The 19,438-nt window shown below is 71.6% G+C and carries 16 protein-coding genes; 7 read left to right on the forward strand and 9 right to left on the reverse strand.

Features of this window, described 5'->3' with window-relative positions:
* The 3 genes from ABT057_RS18615 to glgB form a co-directional block, all read left to right on the forward strand.
* The coding region (locus tag ABT057_RS18615; protein ID WP_352344149.1) for an alpha-glucosidase C-terminal domain-containing protein at positions 1–303 on the forward strand (303 nt) is incomplete at its 5' end.
* An 87-nt stretch (positions 304–390) separates the two neighbouring features.
* Positions 391–1,779 (forward strand): maltokinase N-terminal cap-like domain-containing protein, encoded by a 1,389-nt coding sequence (locus ABT057_RS18620; protein ID WP_352344150.1) that lies wholly within the window; start codon positions 391–393, stop codon positions 1,777–1,779.
* Between the two features lie 13 nt (positions 1,780–1,792).
* Positions 1,793–4,048, forward strand: a complete 2,256-nt coding sequence (glgB, locus tag ABT057_RS18625) for a 1,4-alpha-glucan branching enzyme (protein ID WP_502973938.1) — start codon at positions 1,793–1,795, stop codon at positions 4,046–4,048.
* A gap of 20 nt (positions 4,049–4,068) precedes the next feature.
* On the opposite strand, the gene ABT057_RS18630 is transcribed toward glgB, so the two are convergent.
* The 6 genes from ABT057_RS18630 to ABT057_RS18655 all read right to left on the reverse strand — a co-directional run bounded on the left by ABT057_RS18630 (position 4,069) and on the right by ABT057_RS18655 (position 11,119).
* The gene (locus tag ABT057_RS18630; protein WP_352344151.1) at positions 4,069–5,478 is read right to left on the reverse strand and encodes a cytochrome P450 family protein; all 1,410 of its coding nucleotides are present in this window, start codon (positions 5,476–5,478) and stop codon (positions 4,069–4,071) included.
* A 75-nt stretch (positions 5,479–5,553) separates the two neighbouring features.
* Positions 5,554–7,797 (reverse strand): HelD family protein, encoded by a 2,244-nt coding sequence (locus ABT057_RS18635; RefSeq protein WP_352344152.1) that lies wholly within the window; start codon positions 7,795–7,797, stop codon positions 5,554–5,556.
* 167 nt (positions 7,798–7,964) lie between these two features.
* A complete protein-coding gene (gene trxA / locus ABT057_RS18640) occupies positions 7,965–8,282 on the reverse strand; it encodes a thioredoxin (protein ID WP_352344153.1) in 318 nt (105 codons plus the stop codon).
* Positions 8,276–8,689 carry a MerR family transcriptional regulator gene (locus ABT057_RS18645; RefSeq protein ID WP_352344154.1) on the reverse strand — a complete coding sequence of 138 codons (414 nt, stop codon included), beginning with the start codon at positions 8,687–8,689 and terminating at the stop codon, positions 8,276–8,278. The genes trxA and ABT057_RS18645 overlap by 7 nt, the downstream gene beginning before the upstream one ends.
* Positions 8,690–8,718: 29 nt before the next feature.
* Positions 8,719–9,489: a DUF2127 domain-containing protein gene (locus tag ABT057_RS18650; RefSeq protein WP_352344155.1), complete on the reverse strand. Its 771-nt coding sequence runs from the start codon at positions 9,487–9,489 to the stop codon at positions 8,719–8,721.
* A 205-nt stretch (positions 9,490–9,694) separates the two neighbouring features.
* Positions 9,695–11,119, reverse strand: coding sequence for a cation:dicarboxylate symporter family transporter (locus ABT057_RS18655; protein ID WP_352344156.1), 1,425 nt, complete (start codon positions 11,117–11,119; stop codon positions 9,695–9,697).
* Between the two features lie 124 nt (positions 11,120–11,243).
* Here ABT057_RS18655 and ABT057_RS18660 point away from each other — a divergent pair, with 124 nt between their 5' ends.
* Complete coding sequence (locus ABT057_RS18660) at positions 11,244–12,875, forward strand: sensor histidine kinase (protein ID WP_352344157.1); 1,632 nt, start codon at positions 11,244–11,246, stop codon at positions 12,873–12,875.
* Entirely contained in the window at positions 12,872–13,570 is a 699-nt protein-coding gene (locus ABT057_RS18665) for a response regulator (RefSeq protein WP_352344158.1), read from the forward strand. The genes ABT057_RS18660 and ABT057_RS18665 overlap by 4 nt, the downstream gene beginning before the upstream one ends.
* 4 nt (positions 13,571–13,574) lie before the next feature.
* Here the strand turns inward: ABT057_RS18665 and ABT057_RS18670 are convergent, their stop codons facing one another.
* From ABT057_RS18670 to ABT057_RS18680, 3 genes are all read right to left on the reverse strand, one after another.
* The gene (locus tag ABT057_RS18670; protein WP_352344159.1) at positions 13,575–14,135 is read right to left on the reverse strand and encodes a hypothetical protein; all 561 of its coding nucleotides are present in this window, start codon (positions 14,133–14,135) and stop codon (positions 13,575–13,577) included.
* 167 nt (positions 14,136–14,302) lie between these two features.
* A complete protein-coding gene (locus ABT057_RS18675; protein ID WP_352344160.1) occupies positions 14,303–14,746 on the reverse strand; it encodes a PPOX class F420-dependent oxidoreductase in 444 nt (147 codons plus the stop codon).
* 45 nt (positions 14,747–14,791) lie between these two features.
* Complete coding sequence (locus ABT057_RS18680; protein ID WP_352344161.1) at positions 14,792–15,817, reverse strand: ATP-dependent 6-phosphofructokinase; 1,026 nt, start codon at positions 15,815–15,817, stop codon at positions 14,792–14,794.
* A gap of 234 nt (positions 15,818–16,051) precedes the next feature.
* Between ABT057_RS18680 and pta the strand changes: the two genes are divergently transcribed.
* Complete coding sequence (pta, locus tag ABT057_RS18685) at positions 16,052–18,166, forward strand: phosphate acetyltransferase (protein WP_352344162.1); 2,115 nt, start codon at positions 16,052–16,054, stop codon at positions 18,164–18,166.
* Entirely contained in the window at positions 18,163–19,371 is a 1,209-nt protein-coding gene (locus ABT057_RS18690; protein WP_352344163.1) for an acetate kinase, read from the forward strand. The genes pta and ABT057_RS18690 overlap by 4 nt, the downstream gene beginning before the upstream one ends.
* Positions 19,372–19,438: the final 67 nt, after the last annotated feature.

Raw genomic sequence — 19,438 nt, forward strand, 5'->3', positions numbered from 1 at the left:
CGCATGATCGAGATCCGTAAGCAGAACCCCGCCTTCGGGCTCGGCACGTACACCGAGCTGCCGTCCTCGAACCCGGCCGTCCTCGCGTTCCTGCGTGAGTACGAGGACGACCTGGTGCTGTGCGTGCACAACTTCTCACGGTTCGCACAGCCCACCGAGCTCGACCTGCGCCGGTTCGAGGGCCGCCACCCGGTCGAGCTGTTCGGCGGGGTGCGGTTCCCGGCCATCGGCGAGCTGCCGTACCTGCTGACCCTGGCGGGACACGGCTTCTACTGGTTCCGGCTCCGACGGGACGCTGTCTAGAACCCGGGGGCGGGGCGGTTTCCTCTGCCCCGCCCGGGGCACGCATCAGTAGCACCCCGACCCTCCGGGGAAAGGAAATGTGACGCTATGGCGAAGACGGTCACACGTTCCGGCAGCTCCGGCAGGACCAGTCCCGGACTCCTCGCGTCACTGGACCCGCTGCTGCGGGAGTGGCTGCCCCGGCAGCGCTGGTTCGCCGGCAAGGGGCGTCCGGTCACCGGGTTCTCGCTGGTCGCCGTCACCGAGCTGGTGCCGTCCGGCACCCGGCTCGGGCTGTACCACCTGCTGCTGCGGGCCCACCAGCCGGACACCGCCGGCGACTGCTACCAGCTCCTGATCGGGGTCCGCGACGCCCTGCCGCCCCGGCTGGCATCCGCGCTGATCGGACATGTGGCGCAGGGACCGCTGGCCGGGCGGACCGTCTACGACGGCCTGTACGACACCCGGCCGGCGGAACTGCTTCTGGAGGCGCTGCGCAGCGGGGCCCGGATCGGCGCGCTGCGCTGCGAACGGGACCCGGAGCAGGAGATCAGGCCGGGTCTGGTCCCGCGGCTGATGACCGCCGAGCAGTCGAATTCGTCCGTCGTCTATGGAGATACGTTCATTCTGAAGCTGTTCCGCCGGGTCGCGGCCGGTGTCAACCCCGACCTGGAGCTGCCGCTGGCGCTGGCCCGCGAGGGCTGCCCCCGGGTACCGCCGCCCACCGCCTGGATGGAGGCGGACCTGGAGGAGGGCGACGGAGAGCCGTACGTCCTCGGCGTGCTCCAGCCCTACGTCCAGGGCGCGACCGACGGCTGGGAGCTGGCCCTGCGGGAGCTGGCCAAGGGGGAGGACTTCGGCGCGGAGGCGCGGGCGCTGGGGCGGGCGACGGCCGAGGTGCACGGAGCGCTGGCCCGCGCGCTGCCCACGGCGACGCTGGGGTCGGCGCAGATAGGACCGATGGTCGACGGGATGGTCGGACGGCTCGACGCGGCCGCGCAGGCCGTGCCGGCGCTGCGGCCGTACGCGCCCGCGCTGCGCACCGCCTTCACCGCGCTCGCGGATCTCGCGGCCGAGGGGCACACCTGGACCGCGCAGCGGGTGCACGGCGATCTGCACCTCGGGCAGTGTCTGCGGGCGCCCACCGGTGAGTGGTCGCTGATCGACTTCGAGGGCGAGCCTGCCCGGCCCCCGGCCGAGCGGCGGATGGCGCAGCCCGCGGTGCGGGACGTGGCGGGGATGCTGCGGTCCTTCGACTACGCCGCCAGTTCGGCCGACCCGCCGGCCCCGGAATGGGCGCACGCCTGCCGGGCGGCGTACTGCTCGGGGTACGCCGAGGCGGCGGGCCGCGACCCGCGCACCGATCCCGTCCTGCTGCGGGCCTGTGAGACGGACAAGGCGGTCTACGAGGTCGTCTACGAGGCCCGGCACCGCCCCGACTGGCTCTCCGTCCCGCTGTCCGCGATACATCGCCTCGCCGCCCCCGACCAGCCTTGAGGAGGCCCCGTACGTGACTCCCCCGAAGAAGAAGGCCACCGGAAAGAAAGCGGCGGGCGCCGAGGCAGGGGCCGGGCAGCAGATCTCCCCGGCGCTCGGCGCCGCGGACCGCGAGCGACTGCTGCACGGCACCCATCACGACCCGCACTCGGTGCTCGGCGCGCACCCGGCGCCGGGCGGCGTGGTGTTCCGCGCGCTGCGCCCGTACGCGCGGTCGGTCACCGTCGTCGCGGGCGAGCTGCGGGCCGGTCTGCAGGACGACGGCGACGGCTTCTTCTCGGCCCTCCTGCCGCTGACGGAGATCCCGGAACACCGGCTCGTCGTGACGTACGACGGCACGACCGTGGAGACCGAGGACGCGTACCGTTTCCTGCCCACGCTGGGCGAGCTGGACCTGCACCTGATCGGGGAGGGCCGGCACGAGGAGCTGTGGACGGTGCTCGGCGCTCATCCGAGGACCCACCAGGGGGTGAGCGGCACCAGCTTCTCGGTGTGGGCGCCGAACGCGCGCGGGGTGCGGGTGGCCGGCTCCTTCAATTTCTGGGACGGCACCGGGTTCCCGATGCGTTCGCTCGGGTCCTCCGGGGTGTGGGAGCTGTTCGTGCCCGGCGTCGGCGAGGGCGAGCTGTACAAGTTCGACATAGCGCGGGCCGACGGCTCGCACACGCTGCGTGCCGACCCGCTGGCGAGGCGCACGGAGGTCCCGCCGGCCACGTCGTCGATCGTGCACACCTCGCGGTACGAGTGGGGCGACGAGGAGTGGCTGGCCCGCCGGGCCGGGGTTCCGGCGCACGAGGCGCCGTTCTCCGTCTACGAGGTTCACCTCCCGTCCTGGCGACCGGGCCTGACGTACCGTCAGCTCGCCGACCAGCTCCCCGCGTACGTCGCGGACCTCGGCTTCACACACGTCGAGCTGATGCCGGTCGCGGAGCACCCCTTCGGCGGTTCCTGGGGCTACCAGGTCACCGGCTTCTACGCGCCCACGGCCCGGCTCGGCACCCCGGACGACTTCAAGTACCTGGTGGACGCGCTGCACCGGGCCGGGATCGGCGTCCTGATGGACTGGGTACCGGCCCACTTCCCGCGCGACGAGTGGGCGCTCGCCGAGTTCGACGGCCGGCCGCTCTACGAGCACGAGGATCCGCTGCGTGCCGCCCACCCCGACTGGGGGACGCTGGAGTTCGACTTCGGGCGGCGCGAGGTGCGCAACTTCCTGGTGGCCAACGCCACCTACTGGTGCGAGGAGTTCCACATCGACGGGCTGCGGGTGGACGCCGTGGCGTCGATGCTCTACCTCGACTACTCGCGCGAGGCGGGCCAGTGGACCCCGAACGAGAACGGCGGGCGGGAGAACCTGGACGCGGTGGCGTTCCTGCAGGAGATGAACGCGACCGTGTACCGGCGCAGCCCGGGGGTCGTGACGGTCGCGGAGGAGTCGACCGCCTGGGACGGCGTCACCCGGGCCACCGACCACCGCGGTCCGAGCGGCTTCGGCGGGCTCGGCTTCGGCCTGAAGTGGAACATGGGCTGGATGCACGACTCGCTGGAGTACATGGCCCACGAGCCGGTGCACCGCCGCTACCACCACGGCGAGATGACCTTCTCGATGGTGTACGCGTACAGCGAGAACTACGTTCTTCCCATCTCGCACGACGAGGTCGTGCACGGCAAACGCTCACTGGTGTCGAAGATGCCGGGCGACTGGTGGCAGCAGCGCGCGAACCTCCGCGCCTACCTGGGCTTCATGTGGGCGCACCCCGGCAAGCAACTCCTCTTCATGGGGCAGGAGTTCGCGCAGGGCGCGGAGTGGTCCGAGGCGCACGGCCCGGACTGGTGGCTGCTCGACCCGGCCTACGGCGCCGAGGCCGACCACCGCGGGGTACGCGACCTGGTGCGCGACCTCAACACCGCCTACCGCGCCACGCCCGCCCTGTGGCAGCGGGACACCGACCCGGCGGGCTTCCAGTGGGTGGTGGGCGACGCGGCCGAGGACAACGTCTTCGCCTTCCTGCGCTACGACGCCGAGGGCGCTCCGCTGCTCGCCGTCTCCCACCTCTCCCCCGTCGTCCGCCACGACTACCTGCTCGGCGTCCCCGACGACATCCCGGCCTGGCACGAGATCCTCAACACCGACGCCGAGCGGTACGGCGGCAGCGGGGTCGTCGGCCCGGACCCGGTCAAACCGGAACCGCACGGCCGGCACGGCCGCCCCGCCTCGGTCCGCCTGACCCTGCCGCCCCTTGCGACGGTGTGGCTGCGGCCCGCCTGAGCGGGATCACGGGACGGCCCTCAGAGAGTGCGGGTCTTCCCGCCGCCGAACATCAGGCGGCGCAGTGCCGCGAGCAGGCCCTTGGTGTGGCCCTCGGGCTGCGGGGCGGCCGGGAACCGGTCCGGGCCGGGGCCGTGCGGGAGGGGGATGTCGTGGGCGAGGTCGTAGCGGACCGGCAGGACTTTCAGGCCCCGTACGCACGGGCCCGAGCGCCAGGGCAGCTGGTCGGGCGGGAGGGTGAGCTCGGCCCGGGTGAAGTGGTCGAAGACCCGGCCGACGGCCGTGGTGACGATCATCGCGCCGAGTTCGCGGGCCGCGCTGGGGCACTGGTGGGGGCCCGCGCCCCAGCCCAGATGGGCCCGGGTGGAGACGGTGGAGCCGACCATGTGGGAGGAGCCGATGGCCAGCAGGTCCTGGTGGGCCCCGGCGGCGGACGGGGAGACGATGTCGCCCGCGCGGATCCAGAACCCGCCGAGCCGCACGTCCCGCGCGGCGAACCGGAAGCACATGTTGGCGACGGGAGGGTTGGCGAGCGCGGCCCGGTTGACGGTCTCGCCCAGTTGCCCGGCCGACAGGCTGCGGCGGACCGTGGCGTTGCCGCGCAGCACCTCGAGGAGGGTGTTGAGGACCATGTTGCCGGTGATGTCGTTGAGGTAGACGGCGTTCATGAACAGCTCCCGGCCGAGCTGCTCGTCGGTGAGATCCGGGTCGGCGAGCATCAGGTAGGAGGTGAGGTCGTCGCCGGGCCTGGCGCGGCGGTGGGCGGCGAGACGGGTGAAGGCGGCCAGGGCCCTGCCGGTGGCGGGGCCCGCGTCGGGGCCGCCGTCGAGCATCCGCCACAGGTCCATGACCAGCTCGTCGCCGAGCTCGACCGGGCAGCCGAACAGCTTGGTGGTGACCATCAGCAGCAGCGGCCGGGTGTACTGCGCGCCCAGGTCGGCGAAGCCGGAGCGGCCCGACTCGGCGGCGAGCATCGCGACCAGCTCGTCGGCGTAGCGGGCGACGGCCGACCGCAGCTCCCAGCCCTCGGGGCTCCGGGCGTCCTGGAAGGGGCGCAGCGCGGTGTGGTGGGTGCGGCGGGCGGCGCGGTGCTCCTCGTCGTCCACGAACATCATCTGGCGGACCTCGTAGCCCGCGAGGAGCGGCCAGTCGCGCGGCAGCTCACCCTGTGCCCGGGCCCGCCAGTACCGCACGTCCCGCCGCCACTGGCTCTCGTTCCTCAGGACCTCCAGGACCTCCCGGTAGTCCAGGACCAGCCACAGCGGTACGCCCATGAGGCCGACGGGCGCCACGGGGCCGTACCGGGCGCGCAGCCGTCTGTACACCGCGCCGGGGTCGGCGTCGAACTCCGCGGTGAGCAATGGTTCGACGGACAGCGCCCCGAGGACGGGACTGTCGGCCGGTGCGGTGCCATGGGACTGGGCTTCCATACGGCAACGCTTACCGCACCGGCCGTGCACACGCAGTGATCACGGCACGAACTGTTACGTCTTGGTGATCCCGCGTTACGCCGGAGCCGTCACCAGCGCCGTCACCAGCGCCTTCGGCAGCTCCTTGGTATGGACCACTCCGAGGCGCTGGGTGGCCCGGGTCAGGGCGACGTAGAGGTCGCTGGTGCCGTAGTCGGCCGGTTCCACCACCAGCACGGAGTCGAACTCCAGGCCCTTCGACTGCCGGGGGTCCAGCAGGACGACCGTGCGGGTCAGATCGGGTTCCGCGCCCGCGGTCACCCCGTCCAGCCGGGCGGCCAGCGCGCGGTGCAGCCCGCGCGGGGCGATCACCGCGAGCCGCCCCTCGGCGGGGGTGAGCTCCCGGACGGCCTCGGCGACGGCCGCCGGCAGGTCGTCGGTCTCGCGGGCCCAGGGCCGTACGCCGGTGGAGCGGACGGAGGCCGGGGGCTCGAAGTCGGGGTGCTCGGCGCGGACGACGGCCGCCGCGGCCTCCATGATCTCCGCCGGGGTGCGGTAGTTGACGCCGAGGCGGGTGTGCTCCCAGCGGTCCCCGACATACGGCTGCAGGATGTTCGCCCACGATCCGACGCCGGCCGCCTCCGCCGTCTGCGCCGGGTCGCCGACGAGGGTCATGGAGCGGGTCGGGTTGCGCCGCATCAGCAGCCGCCACGCCATCGGCGACAGCTCCTGCGCCTCGTCGACGATGATGTGGCCGAACGCCCAGGTCCGGTCGGCGGCGGCCCGCTCGGCCGCGCTGCGGTGGTCGTCCTCCTCGTGCCGCTCGGCGAACCGCTCGGCGTCGATGATGTCGTGCGCGGAGAGGACCTCGGAGGACTCGGGGTCGCCGTCCTCCTTGTCCTCGAACTCGTAGGTCCGGGAGGCGTAGGAGACGTCGAGCACGCCCTGCGCGTAGGCGACCTGGGTCTCCCGCTCGCGCTCCGCCCGGGCCCGGGCCACCCGGTCGTCCTCGCCGAGGAGTTCGGCGGCCTCGTCGAGCAGCGGTACGTCCGCCACGGTCCACGCCCGGGTGACGGGGCGGCGGATGGCGTCCGCGTCCTCGTCGGGGAGGTACCCCTCGGGGTCGGCGAGGAAGTCGGCGACCAGGCGCCGCGGGGTGATCCTCGGCCACAGCCGGCCGATGGCGGACCAGACCTCGGGGTTCTCGGCGAGTTCGTCGCGGATCTGGGTGATGTCGCTGGGGTCGAGGAGGCTCGAGCCGTCGTAGGGGTCGGTGCCGACGCGTTCGGCGTACAGCTCGGTGAGGGCGTTGAGGATGTGGCCCTCGAAGTGCTCGCGGGCCGCGTTGTGCGGCAGGTTCGCGGCCCGGGTGCGCTCGCGTGCGACGCCGACGAGGCCGTCGTCGAGCATCAGGATCTCCCGGTCGTGCTCGATCGCGAGCACCGGATCGGGCAGCGCCTGCCGGTCGCGTACGACGGCGGCGAGGACGTCGGCCATGTCGGCGCGGCCCTTCACCGCGGCCGCCTCCGCGGTGTCGGCCGCGGTGGCCTTCACGCCCGGGTACAGCTCGCCCACCGTGGCGAGGAGCACACCGGTCTCGCCGAGGGAGGGCAGCACCTCGCCGATGTAGCCGAGGAAGGCGGGGTTGGGGCCGACGATCAGGACGGCGCGCTTGGCGAGGAGCTCCCGGTGCTCGTACAGCAGGTACGCGGCGCGGTGCAGGGCGACGGCGGTCTTGCCGGTGCCGGGCCCGCCCTCCACGACCAGGACGCCCCGGTGGGGCGCTCGGATGATCTCGTCCTGCTCGGCCTGGATGGTCTGCACGATGTCGCTCATCCGGCCGGTGCGCGCGGAGTTCAGCGCGGCGAGCAGGACGGCGTCACCGGTGGGGTCCTCGTGGCCGGTGCGCTCCTGGTCGCCGAGGTCGAGGATCTCGTCGTGCAGCGCGGTGACCGTGCGGCCCTCGGTGGTGAGGTGCCGGCGGCGGCGCAGGCCCATCGACGTGTGCCCGGTGGCCAGGTAGAAGGGGCGGGCCACGCCCGCGCGCCAGTCGATCAGGACCGGGGTGCGCTCGGCGTCCTCGGCGCGCAGGCCGATGCGGCCGATGTGGTGGCTGACGCCCGAGGTGAGGTCGATCCGGCCGAAGCAGAGGGAGCCCTCCACCGCGTTCAGCGCGGCCAGCAGTCCCGAGCGCTCGGCGACGAGGATGTCCCGCTCCAGCCGGGCCTGCCTGGGTGTGTGGCCCTGGGCGAGCGCGTCCGTGACGGAGGTCTCGGTGTCGCCGCGCAGCGCGTCCACCCGGGCGTACAGGTCGTCGATGAATTCCTGCTCGCTCCGCAATTCACTGTCTGGAAAGCCGGTGTTTGACAATTCCACTCCCGCCCGGATATACTCTGCTCATTCAGCTTCTCGCGGCTTTTTCTTTTCGAAGTCACGAACCATCGAATATACGCAGAGAAATCCCCCGAGCGCAATTGCTCGGGGGATTTCTTGTTGCCGCGCCGGGATCAGAGCACGTCGGACAGCTCCTCCAGGAGCCGGCGCCTGGGCCGGGCGCCCACCATGGACTTCACCGGCTCACCTCCGCGGAAGACCATGAAGGTCGGCATCGACAGCACCTTGTAGGCGTTGGTCGTCTCCGGGTTGTGGTCCACATTCAGCTGCACCACCTTCAGGCGGTCCCCCTCCTCGCGGGCCAGGTCCTCGAGGACCGGCCCCATCTGCCGGCACGGCGGACACCAGTCGGCGGTGAACTCCACGAGTACCGGCAGATCCGCCCCGATCACCTCCGCCTCGAAATCCGCGTCCGTCACATCCGTCACCATTTCCGGCCTCCCAGCTCGCACCCGGGCTCCGGACCCCCCGGAACCAGCGCCTCGGCGGCCAGCTCGGCCCGCACCAGCTGCCCGGCGACCTGCTCCCGCACCGCCCGCAGCTCCCCGATGAGCGCGTCCAGCTCGTCCAGCTTGCGGCGGTAGACCGCGAGCGAGGCGGGACAGGAGTCGCCCTCGGGATGACCGGCCCGCAGACACTCCACGAACGGCCGGGTCTCCTCCAGGTCGAACCCGAAGTCCTGGAGCGTCCTGATCTGCCGCAGCAGCTTCAGGTCGCTCTCGTCATAGGTCCGGTGTCCGTTCTCACCGCGCCGCGCGGGCAGCAGACCCCGCGACTCGTAGTACCGCAGCGTCCGCGTCGTGGTCCCGGCCAGCGCGGCCAGCTCGCCGATTCGCATGCGTACGAACGTACGGCTTGACGCCGACGTCAAGGCAAGAGGGAGAGCCCCGCGGACTCCTCGACCTCCAGCAGGGAGGCCCCGCGCCGCTCCGCCTCGAAGGCACGGTGGCCGCCGCGCAGCCCGAACAGCCGCTTGGTCAGCAGGATGTACAGCACGGCGAGGATGTTCAGTGCCAGCGTGCCGATCTTCAGCCAGCTGACGTGCTCGGTGAGCTCGTAGACCTCCAGCGGGAGGAAGGCGGCGGTCGCGACGACCGTCAGGTACTCGGCCCAGCGTCTGGCGTACCAGAGCCCCACCGCCTCGACGAGCTCGATCAGCGCGTAGGCGAGGAGGAGCACGGCGACCAGGACGAGGGTGGAGTGCTTGTAGCCGAAGGTCTTCTGGATGGTGCCGACGACCGGTGAGTGGTCGAGGTCGTAGTGGAAGTGCCTGAACACCGGACGGAACGTGTCCAGATACTCGTTGAAGAGCCTGCGCACAGCGTCCTGGCTGTTGCTGAACTTCCACACCGCGACCGCGACCAGCACGATGAACACGCCTCGCACGGCCCGCTCGACCGCCAGGAACCGCAGGACGAACAGGTCCCGCAGCACCTTCCCGCGCGGGACCAGCGGGGCGTCGGCGGCGGGTCCCGAGCCGTGCGGCTCGCCGAGCGCGAAGTCACCGCAGCGCAGACACCGCCAGACCTCGCCGAGCGCGGTGTCGGCCCGCAGCCGCACCCGCAGCCGGGGGTCGTCCGGCGCGTACGTCACATGCCCCCGGCGCGCACATGTGCGCCGGTCCCAGTCGATCTTCATCCCCCGTGCCTCCCGTTGCGGTGCCGGCGGCGGAGGGTAACGGACGCGGGTAAGAGGCCGGTGAGGATCCGGTACGACGGAACCGGGCGGCCGAGCCACGGGGGAGTGCTCGGCCGCCCGGAGAACGGGGGGCTGGTGGCCGGATGTCCGGCCCCGGTTCAGGCGGGGCCGGACATCCGGAGCTGAGAGGAGCTGAGCGGGCCGGTCAGGCCTTGGCGAGTGCCTTCTCGCCGTCCTCGCGGGGCTCGGCGACGTCGCCCCCGGTGACCGTCTCGCCCTCATCGAGCAGCGTCGTCTCGTCGAAGGGGAGCTCGCCGGCGAGGACCTGCCGGACGCGGGCTGTGTCGATCTCCTTGGTCCAGGTGCCGATCAGGACGGTGGCGACCGCGTTGCCGGCGAAGTTGGTCAGGGCGCGGGCCTCGCTCATGAAGCGGTCGATGCCCACGATCAGGCCGACGCCGTCCACCAGGGCGGGCTTGTGGGACTGCAGACCGCCGGCCAGCGTGGCCAGACCGGCGCCGCTGACGCCCGCCGCGCCCTTGGAGGCGAGGAGCAGGAAGAGCAGCAGCGGGATCTGCTCGCCGATCGACATCGGCGTGCCGAGGGCGTCGGCGATGTAGAGGGACGCCATGGTCATGTAGATCATGGTGCCGTCGAGGTTGAAGGAGTAGCCGGTCGGGACGGTGATGCCGACGACGGGCTTGCTGACGCCCAGGTGCTCCATCTTCGCGATGAGGCGCGGCAGCGCGGACTCGGAGGAGGAGGTGGACAGGATCAGCAGGAACTCACGGGCCAGGTACTTGAACAGGACGAGGATGTTCAGGCCGGCGACGGCGCGCAGCAGGATGCCGAGCACCACGAAGACGAAGAGGAAGCAGGTCACGTAGAAGCCGAGCATCAGCACGGCGAGGCTCTTGAGCGCGTCCAGACCGGCCGAGCCGACCACGGCGGCGATGGCGCCGAAGGCACCGACCGGGGCGGCCCACATCACCATGGCGAGGATGCGGAAGACGAGCCGCTGGATGTGCTCGACGCCGCGCAGCACCGGCTGGCCGACGTTGCCCATGGCCTGCAGCGCGAAGCCGGTGAGCAGGGCGAGCAGCAGGGTCTGCAGGACCTGGCCCTCGGTGAAGGCGGAGACGAAGGTCGTCGGGATGATCGACAGGACGAAGTCGACCGGCGGCAGCGCCTCGTCCGAGACCTGGCTGTGCCCGGACGCCTTGATCGCCTCGGTGAGGTGCAGCCCGTCGCCCGGGTGCAGGATGTTGCCGACGACGAGGCCGATGCTCAGCGCGACCAGGGACATCACCAGGAAGTAGCCGAGCGCGATACCGCCGACGGCGCCGACCTTGGCGGCCTTCCGTACGGATCCGATGCCCAGCACGATCGTGCAGAAGATGATCGGCGCGATCATCATCTTGATCAGGTTCACGAAGCCGGTGCCGAGGGGCTTGAGCTCGACGCCGAGGTCGGGCCAGATCAGACCGACGGCGATGCCGAGCGCCACGGCGGCGATGACGGCGATGTAGAGATAGTGGGTGCGGTCCCGCTTCCCAGCGGGTGCGACTGGTGCCGTATCGGGGGTGCTGCTGGCGGCCACGGCTGCCCTCCTTGACGTCTTCGTCGGCATCACACCGGCGTGCGGCTCACGTCCGGGGAGATATGGGGAATGCGGTGACTATCTCCCGGCGTGTGAGGGCGGTCACCCTTCTGTTCATTTAGTTCGCGCTTAACACGGGGGGCACACTGACGACATGCGTTTCCCCGTCCCCGTGCCGAGACCCCGCAGCCTGGCCGGCCAGCTGTTCGCGATGCAGGCCGTGCTGATTGCGGTCGTCGTGGCCGGGTACGCGCTGTTCACCTACGTCAGCGACCGCACCCAGGCCGAGGAGGCGGCGGGCCGGCAGGCCACCGCGGTCGCCCGCTCGGTGGCCGACTCGCCTTCCGTACGGGCGGCCATCCGCACCCCGAACCCCACCGCCGAGCTCCAGCCCTACGCCCTGCGCGTCATGAAGGACACCGAGGTCGACTTCGTGACGATCATGAATCCCGAGGGCATCCGCTGGACCCACCCGGAGAAGGACCAGATCGGCCGGCGCTTCCGCGGCAACACGGCGAAGGCCCTGGCGGGCCACACCTTCACCGAGACCTACACCGGCACCCTCGGCGCGTCCGTCCGCGCGGTCACCCCGGTGAAGGACGCCGACGACGACATCATCGGGCTGGTCAGCGCGGGCATCAAGGTCGAGGCGATCAGCAAGCGGGTCCAGGACCAGGTCACGGCCCTGTTCTCGGTGGCGGGGGGCGCGCTGCTGCTGGGCGCGGTGGGCACGTATGTCATCAACGCCTCCCTGCGCCGCCACACGCACGGCATGAACGCGGCCGAGCTCAGCCGCATGCACGACTACCACCAGGCGGCGCTGCACGCGGTTCGGGAGGGGCTGCTGATGCTGGACGGGCAGTACCGGGTGGCGTTGGTCAACGACGGCGGGCGGGAGCTGCTGGGCGTCTCGGAGGAGGTGGTCGGCCGGTCGGTGGCGGAGCTGGGGCTGCCGGCCCCGCTGACGGGCGCGCTGCTGGCCTCCGAGCCCCGGGTGGACGAGGTGCACCTGGCGGCCGACCGGGTGCTGGTGGTGAACACGTCACCGGTGTCGGGCGGCGAACGGCGCGGCACGGTCGTCACCCTGCGGGACGTGACCGAACTCCAGTCGCTGATGGGCGAGCTGGACTCGGAGCGGGGCTTCACCCAGGCACTGCGCTCCCAGGCGCACGAGGCGGCGAATCGTCTGCACACGGTCGTCTCGCTGATCGAGCTGGGCCGGTCGGAGGAGGCGGTGGAGTTCGCGACGGCGGAACTGGAACTGGCCCAGGCGCTGACGGACCAGGTGGTCGCGGCGGTGAGCGAACCGGTGCTGGCGGCCCTGCTGCTGGGCAAGACCGCCCAGGCCAACGAGCGGGGCGTGGAACTCGTCGTCTCGGAGGACAGCGGTATCGACGACGGCCTGCTCCCCGAGTCCCTCCCGGCGCGGGACCTGGTCACCATCCTCGGCAACCTCATCGACAACGCGGTGGACGCGGCGCAGGGCACCGTGCGGGGCCGGGTCACGGTGACCGCGCGCACGGAGGGGACCGAACTGCTTCTGAGGGTGGCGGACACGGGCGCGGGGGTGGATCCTGCCCACGCCTCCCTCGTCTTCGAACGCGGTTTCTCCACGAAGCCGGCGGGACCGGGCGGACGGGGGCTGGGGCTGGCCCTGGTCCGGCAGGCCGTGCACCGGCACGAGGGGACGCTGTCGGTGGCGGAAGCCGAGGGGGGCGGAGCGGAGTTCGTGGTGCGGCTGCCGTTGCGGGCGACGGCGGCCTCGAAGGACGAGGTCGAGGTATGACGGAAGTACCGGGCGAGGACCCCATAAGAGTGCTGGTCGTCGAGGACGATCCGGTGGCCGCGGACGCGCATGTCATGTACGTCGGACGGGTGCCGGGTTTCGTCGCGGTCGGGAAGGCGCACACGGGCGCGGAGGCACGGCGCCTCCTTGACCGGACACCGGTGGACCTGTTGTTGCTGGATCTCCACCTCCCCGACGCCCACGGCCTGCAACTGGCCCGCTCCCTCCGGGCGGCGGGCTACCACGCGGACGTGATAGCGGTGACCTCGGCCCGCGACCTGACGGTGGTCCGCGAGGGGGTCTCGCTGGGGGTCGTCCAGTACGTACTGAAACCCTTCACGTTCGCGACCCTCCGGGACCGGCTGATCCGGTACGCGGAGTTCCGGGGGGCGGCGGGCGAGGCGAGCGGCCAGGACGAGGTCGACCGCGCGCTGGCGGCCCTGCGCGCGCCGTCGCCCGCGGCGCTGCCCAAGGGGCTGAGCGCGCCGACGCTGAAAGGGGTGACGGTGGCCCTCCGGGAGGCCGCGGAGGGCCTGACGGCGGCGGGCGTGGCGGAGACGGTCGGGATCTCCCGCATCACCGCCCGCCGCTATCTGGAACACCTCGTGGAGGCGGGACGGGCGGAGCGCAAGCCGCTGTACGGGCAGGTGGGGAGGCCGGAGCTGGTGTACCGGTGGGTGCGGGCAGGCCGGTGAGGGGTCAGGCGGCGGGTGCGGGGGCCGGCCGTGTGTAGCGGACGATCTGGGTGGCGAGCCCGAGCACGGTGAGGGCCTCCGCCACCGACAGGGCCACGAGGAGCGCCCCGCCCTCGCGGTCGCCGTCCGCCCAGAACACCGCCAGGGCGGCCAGCGGCACGGCACAGAAGGCGGTCAGATCCACGATCAGCTGCACGGCCTTGCGTGACGTCCGACGCGCGTCGCCACGATGAGCGGACTCCCAGCCGAAGGCGGCGAACCCGCCGTCCGGCACGGCGTATGCGCCGAGCCGGGGCCCCAGGTCCTCCCGCACGTACCGGCCGATCGCCGAGATCTTCTCGTCGTTGACGAGATAGGTCCACCCGAGCACGACACACACCGGCGGCAGCGCCAGCAGCATGGCCGCCTGCCCGGCCTGGGCCGCGGCCGCGATGACGGCGGCCACCACGGTCAGCGTCACATACAGCAGGTTGTCCCGGAACCCGATCCGCGCCTTCTGCTCGTCCTTGACGCTCTGATACTCCGCGAGCAGCAACTGCCCCACGGTGACATCCGGTTCAGCCACGCCGACACCCCTCCCCCGTAGACCGCCTGCCAGTAGTTGAGGGGACGCCGGAGACGCACGGCTGCCCCCGCGGGCCGTGCTGTTCGCCGGCGGGGCGGGCAGCCTCGGGGCCGGCATCGGGATCGGGGACGTCGTCCTGGCGGACATCCGCTCCTCCGAAGCGCCCCTCACCGCTGGGGGAACGGCTCCACCCCCACGACCCGCCGCACCCGTACCGGCTCGATGAGCAGCATCACCCGCCGCTCCCCCTCCAGCAGCCACGGGTACCGCGGCTCGCCGATGTACTTCTGCGTCAGGCGGTCCATCGCCCGGTCCGCCTCCTCGCCCTCCACGAACCGCGCGGCCCGGCCCCGGATCTCCACCCGGTCGTAGGGGTTCGCGGTGTCGTGGTGGGAGAGGGACACCCACGGGTTGCGCCGCAGGTTGCGTTCCTTCACACGCCCGATCGACGTGTTGACCATGACGTACTCGCCCTCCAGGTCCGCCCACATCGGCGAGACCTGGGGCGCCCCGTCCGGCCCCACCGTCGCGAGGTGCCAGAAGTTCGGCGCGAGCAACCGCTCCCGCACATGACCGTCGAGCCTGCCGTTCACCTCGTAGAGACCGTCCATGGGACGACGCTCCCCCGGAACGGAGGCGACGAACCGGAACCGGGACTAGAAAACCGACTCCGCTTCCTCCATGCGGTCCGCCGGGACGGTCTTCAGTTCGGTGACCGCCTCGGCCAGCGGCACCATCAGCACACCCGTGCCCCGCAGCGCCGTCATCATCCCGAACTCGCCCCGGTGCGCCGCCTCCACCGCGTGCCAGCCGAAGCGGGTGGCGAGGACCCGGTCGTAGGCGGTCGGTACGCCGCCGCGCTGGACGTGCCCGAGGATGACCGGCCGCGCCTCCTTGCCGAGCCGCTTCTCCAGTTCGTACGCCAGTGCCGTGCCGATGCCCTGGAACCGCTCGTGGCCGAACTTGTCGATCGCGCCCTTGCCGTAGTCCATCGTGCCGTCGGCCGGGTGCGCGCCCTCGGCCACGCAGATCACGGCGAACTTCTTGCCGCGCGCGAAGCGCTCCTCGACCATCTTCACCAGGTCGGCCGGGTCGAAGGGGCGCTCGGGGAGGCAGATGCCGTGCGCGCCCGCCGCCATTCCGGACTCGAGGGCGATCCAGCCGGCGTGCCGGCCCATGACCTCGACGACCATCACGCGCTGATGGGACTCGGCGGTCGTCTTGAGGCGGTCCATCGCCTCCGTGGCGACGCCGACCGCCGTGTCGAAGCCGAAGGTGCGGTCCGTGGAGGAGATGTCGTTGTCGATCGTCTTGGGGACGCCGACGACCGGGAGGCCGGCGTCCGACAGCATCCGGGCGGCCGTCAGCGTGCCCTCGCCGCCGATCGGGATCAGCGCGTCGATACCGAAGTCGTGGATCATGTCGGAGGCGCTCTCGCAGGCCTCGCGCAGCCGGTCGCGTTCGAGCCGGGAGGAGCCGAGGATCGTGCCGCCGCGGGCGAGGATGCCGCTCACCGCGTTCAGGTCGAGGGTGCGGTAGCGGCCGTCCAGGAGACCCGCGTAGCCGTCCTCGAAACCGATGACCTCGTCGCCGTAGTTGTCGACCGCGCGGTGTACCACCGACCGGATCACTGCGTTCAGGCCGGGGCAGTCGCCACCTGCGGTGAGAACTCCGATGCGCATCGTGCTGTGTCTCCTGATCGCCGTCGAGACCGGTGAGCCGGGTCCGATTGTTTCACGCCCCCGAGGGCACTGTCTCTTGACGGGCGCCTTAACTAGGCGCGGGGGTATTGTCAAGGGGGTTTCGCTCACCCAGGTGAGCGATTTTTATGACACCAGCACCCGGACAGGCCCCCCTCCCGAATCCCTTCGTCCCTCACTTGTCCCTCACTCCTCCCCATGAAACGGAGAGCACGCGTGACCCGCAGCGTCTACGTGACCGGTATCGATCGCGGCGACGGCCGCCAGGTCGTCGAGCTGGGGGTCATGGAGCTCCTGACCCGGCAGGTCGACCGGGTGGGCGTCTTCCGCCCCCTCGTCCACGACGGACCCGACCGGCTGTTTGAGCTGCTGCGCGCCCGCTACCGGCTGTCCCAGGATCCGGCGACCGTCTACGGCATGGACTACCACGAGGCGTCCGCCCTCCAGGCCGAGCAGGGGGCGGACGAACTCGTCTCGACGCTCGTCGAGCGGTTCCACCGCGTCGCCCGCGACTACGACTTCGTCCTCGTCCTGGGGACCGACTTCGCGGACACCCAGTTCCCGGACGAGCTGGCCCTCAACGCCCGCCTCGCGAACGAGTTCGGCGCCGCGGTGATCACGGTGGTCGGCGGGCGGGGGCAGACCGCGGAGGCCGTGCTCGCCGAGACCCGCAACGCCTACCGGGCCTACCAGGCGCTCGGCTGCGACGTCCTCGCCATGGTGACCAACCGGGTGGCCCGGGAGGACCGGGACGAGATGGCGGACCTGCTCGCCGCCCGCCTCCCGGTCCCCTGTTACGTCCTGCCCGACGAGCCCGCGCTCTCCGCGCCCACCGTCGCGCAGGTCGCCCACGCCCTCGGCGCGCGGGTGCTGCTCGGCGACGACTCGGGGCTCGCCCGCGACGCCCTCGGCTTCGTCTTCGGCGGCGCGATGCTGCCGAACTTCCTGAACGCCCTGACCCCGGGCTGTCTCGTCGTCACCCCGGGCGACCGGGCCGACCTGGTGGTCGGCTCGCTCGCCGCGCACAGCGCCGGCACCCCGCCGATCGCCGGTGTGGTGCTCACGCTCAACGAGGTCCCGAGCGACGAGGTCCTCACCCTCGCCGCCCGCCTCGCCCCCGGCACCCCGGTGATCTCCGTGCCCGGGCTCAGCTTCCCCACCGCCGAGCAGCTGTTCTCCCTGGAGGGCAAGCTCAACGCGGCCACCCCGCGCAAGGCCGAGACCGCCCTCGGGCTGTTCGAGCGGCACGTGGACACCGCCGGGCTGCTGGGCCGCGTCTCCGCGCCGAGCAGCGACCGCGTGACGCCGATGATGTTCGAGCACAAGCTCCTCGAACAGGCCCGCGCCGACAAGCGCCGTGTCGTCCTGCCCGAGGGCACCGAGGAGCGGGTGCTGCACGCCGCCGAGGTGCTGCTCCGGCGTGCCGTCTGCGACATCACCCTGCTCGGGCCGGTCGACGCGATCCGCAAGAAGGCCGCCGATCTGGGGATCGATCTCGGCGGCTGCGACCTCATCGACCCGGCCACCAGCGAACTGCGCGACTCCTTCGCCGAGAGGTACGCCGCCTTCCGCGCCCACAAGGGCGTCAGCGTCGAGCTGGCCTACGACGTGGTCTCCGACGTCAACTACTTCGGGACGCTGATGGTGCAGGAGGGGTTCGCCGACGGCATGGTCTCGGGGTCGGTCCACTCCACCGCGGCCACCATCCGGCCCGCCTTCGAGATCATCAAGACCAAGCCGGACGCCGACATCGTCTCCTCGGTCTTCTTCATGTGCCTCGCCGACAAGGTCCTCGTCTACGGCGACTGCGCCGTGAACCCCGACCCGAACGCCGAGCAGCTCGCCGACATAGCCATCCAGTCGGCCGCGACCGCCGCCCAGTTCGGTGTGGAGCCGCGGATCGCGATGCTGTCGTACTCGACGGGTACGTCCGGGTCGGGCGCCGACGTCGACAAGGTGCGGGAGGCCACCGAGCTGGTGCGTTCCCGCCGGCCCGATCTGAAGATCGAGGGGCCGATCCAGTACGACGCCGCCGTCGAGCCCACCGTCGCCGCGACCAAGCTGCCGGGCTCCGAAGTCGCCGGGCAGGCCAGCGTGTTGATCTTCCCCGATCTCAACACCGGCAACAACACCTACAAGGCCGTGCAGCGTTCGGCCGGCGCGATCGCCGTCGGACCGGTGCTGCAGGGGCTGCGCAAGCCGGTCAACGACCTGTCCCGGGGCGCCCTCGTGCCGGACATCGTCACCACCGTCGCCATCACCGCCATCCAGGCCCAGACCCTCACCCGGGCCCAGGACCACCCCCTCGACCAGAAGGCCTCCCAGAAGTGACAGCCACGCGTGTCCTCGTCCTCAACTCCGGCTCCTCGTCGGTGAAGTACCAGCTGCTCGACATGAGCGACGCCAGCCGGCTGGCGAGCGGGCTCGTCGAACGCATCGGTGAGCGGACCTCGCGGCTGAAGCACACCCCGCTCGCCACCGGCGGCGGGAGCCGCGAGCGGACCGGGCCGATCGCCGATCACGAGGCCGCGCTGAAGGCCGTGGCCGAGGAGCTGGCGGAGGACGGGCTCGGCCTCGACTCGCCCGAACTGGCCGCCATCGGGCACCGCGTCGTGCACGGCGGGAAGACCTTCACCGAGCCGACCGTCGTCGACGACGCCGTGCTGGCGGAGATCGAGCGGCTGATCCCCGTCGCGCCGCTGCACAACCCCGCGAACCTGACCGGGATCCGCACCGCGCAGGCGCTGCGGCCGGACCTCCCTCAGGTCGCCGTGTTCGACACCGCCTTCCACACGACGATGCCGGAGGCCGCCGCCCGCTACGCCATCGACACCGAGACGGCCGACGCGCACCGGATCCGGCGGTACGGATTCCACGGGACCTCGCACGCCTACGTCTCCCGGGCGACGGCGAAGCTGCTCGGCAGGGCGCCCGAAGAGGTGAACGTGATCGTGCTGCATCTCGGCAACGGGGCGTCCGCCTCCGCCGTGCGAGGGGGCAGGTGTGTGGACACCTCCATGGGGCTCACCCCCTTGGAGGGGCTGGTGATGGGTACGCGATCCGGCGACACCGATCCGGCTGTCATCTTCCATTTGGCACGTGTTGGCGGAATGTCCATCGATGAAATCGACACTCTTCTCAACAAGAGGAGCGGGCTCATCGGACTGTGCGGTGACAACGACATGCGGGAGATCCGGCGCCGGATCGACGAGGGCGACGCTCGGGCCGAGCTCGCCTTCGACATCTACATTCACCGTCTGAAGAAGTACATCGGCGCCTATTACGCCGTACTCGGGCGGGTGGACGCGGTCGCGTTCACCGCCGGGGTCGGGGAGAACGCGGCCGAGGTGCGCGCGGCGGCGCTCGCGGACCTGGAGACCCTGGGCCTCGCGGTGGACGGCGCGCTGAACGCCGTACGCGACGACCGGCCGCGGCTGATCTCGCCCGCGGGCTCCCGGGTGGCGGTCGCCGTGGTGCCGACGGACGAGGAACTCGAGATCGCCACACAGACCTACGCATTGGCCGGACGGTATTGATATGCGGCTCCGCCGTGTGGCACTGAGCGGGAAAGCAACTGAGCACCAACCCGCCCATTTGTATCTT

It is taken from the genome of Streptomyces sp. NPDC002588 (assembly GCF_040295925.1).
In the GTDB taxonomy this organism is placed as follows: domain Bacteria; phylum Actinomycetota; class Actinomycetes; order Streptomycetales; family Streptomycetaceae; genus Streptomyces.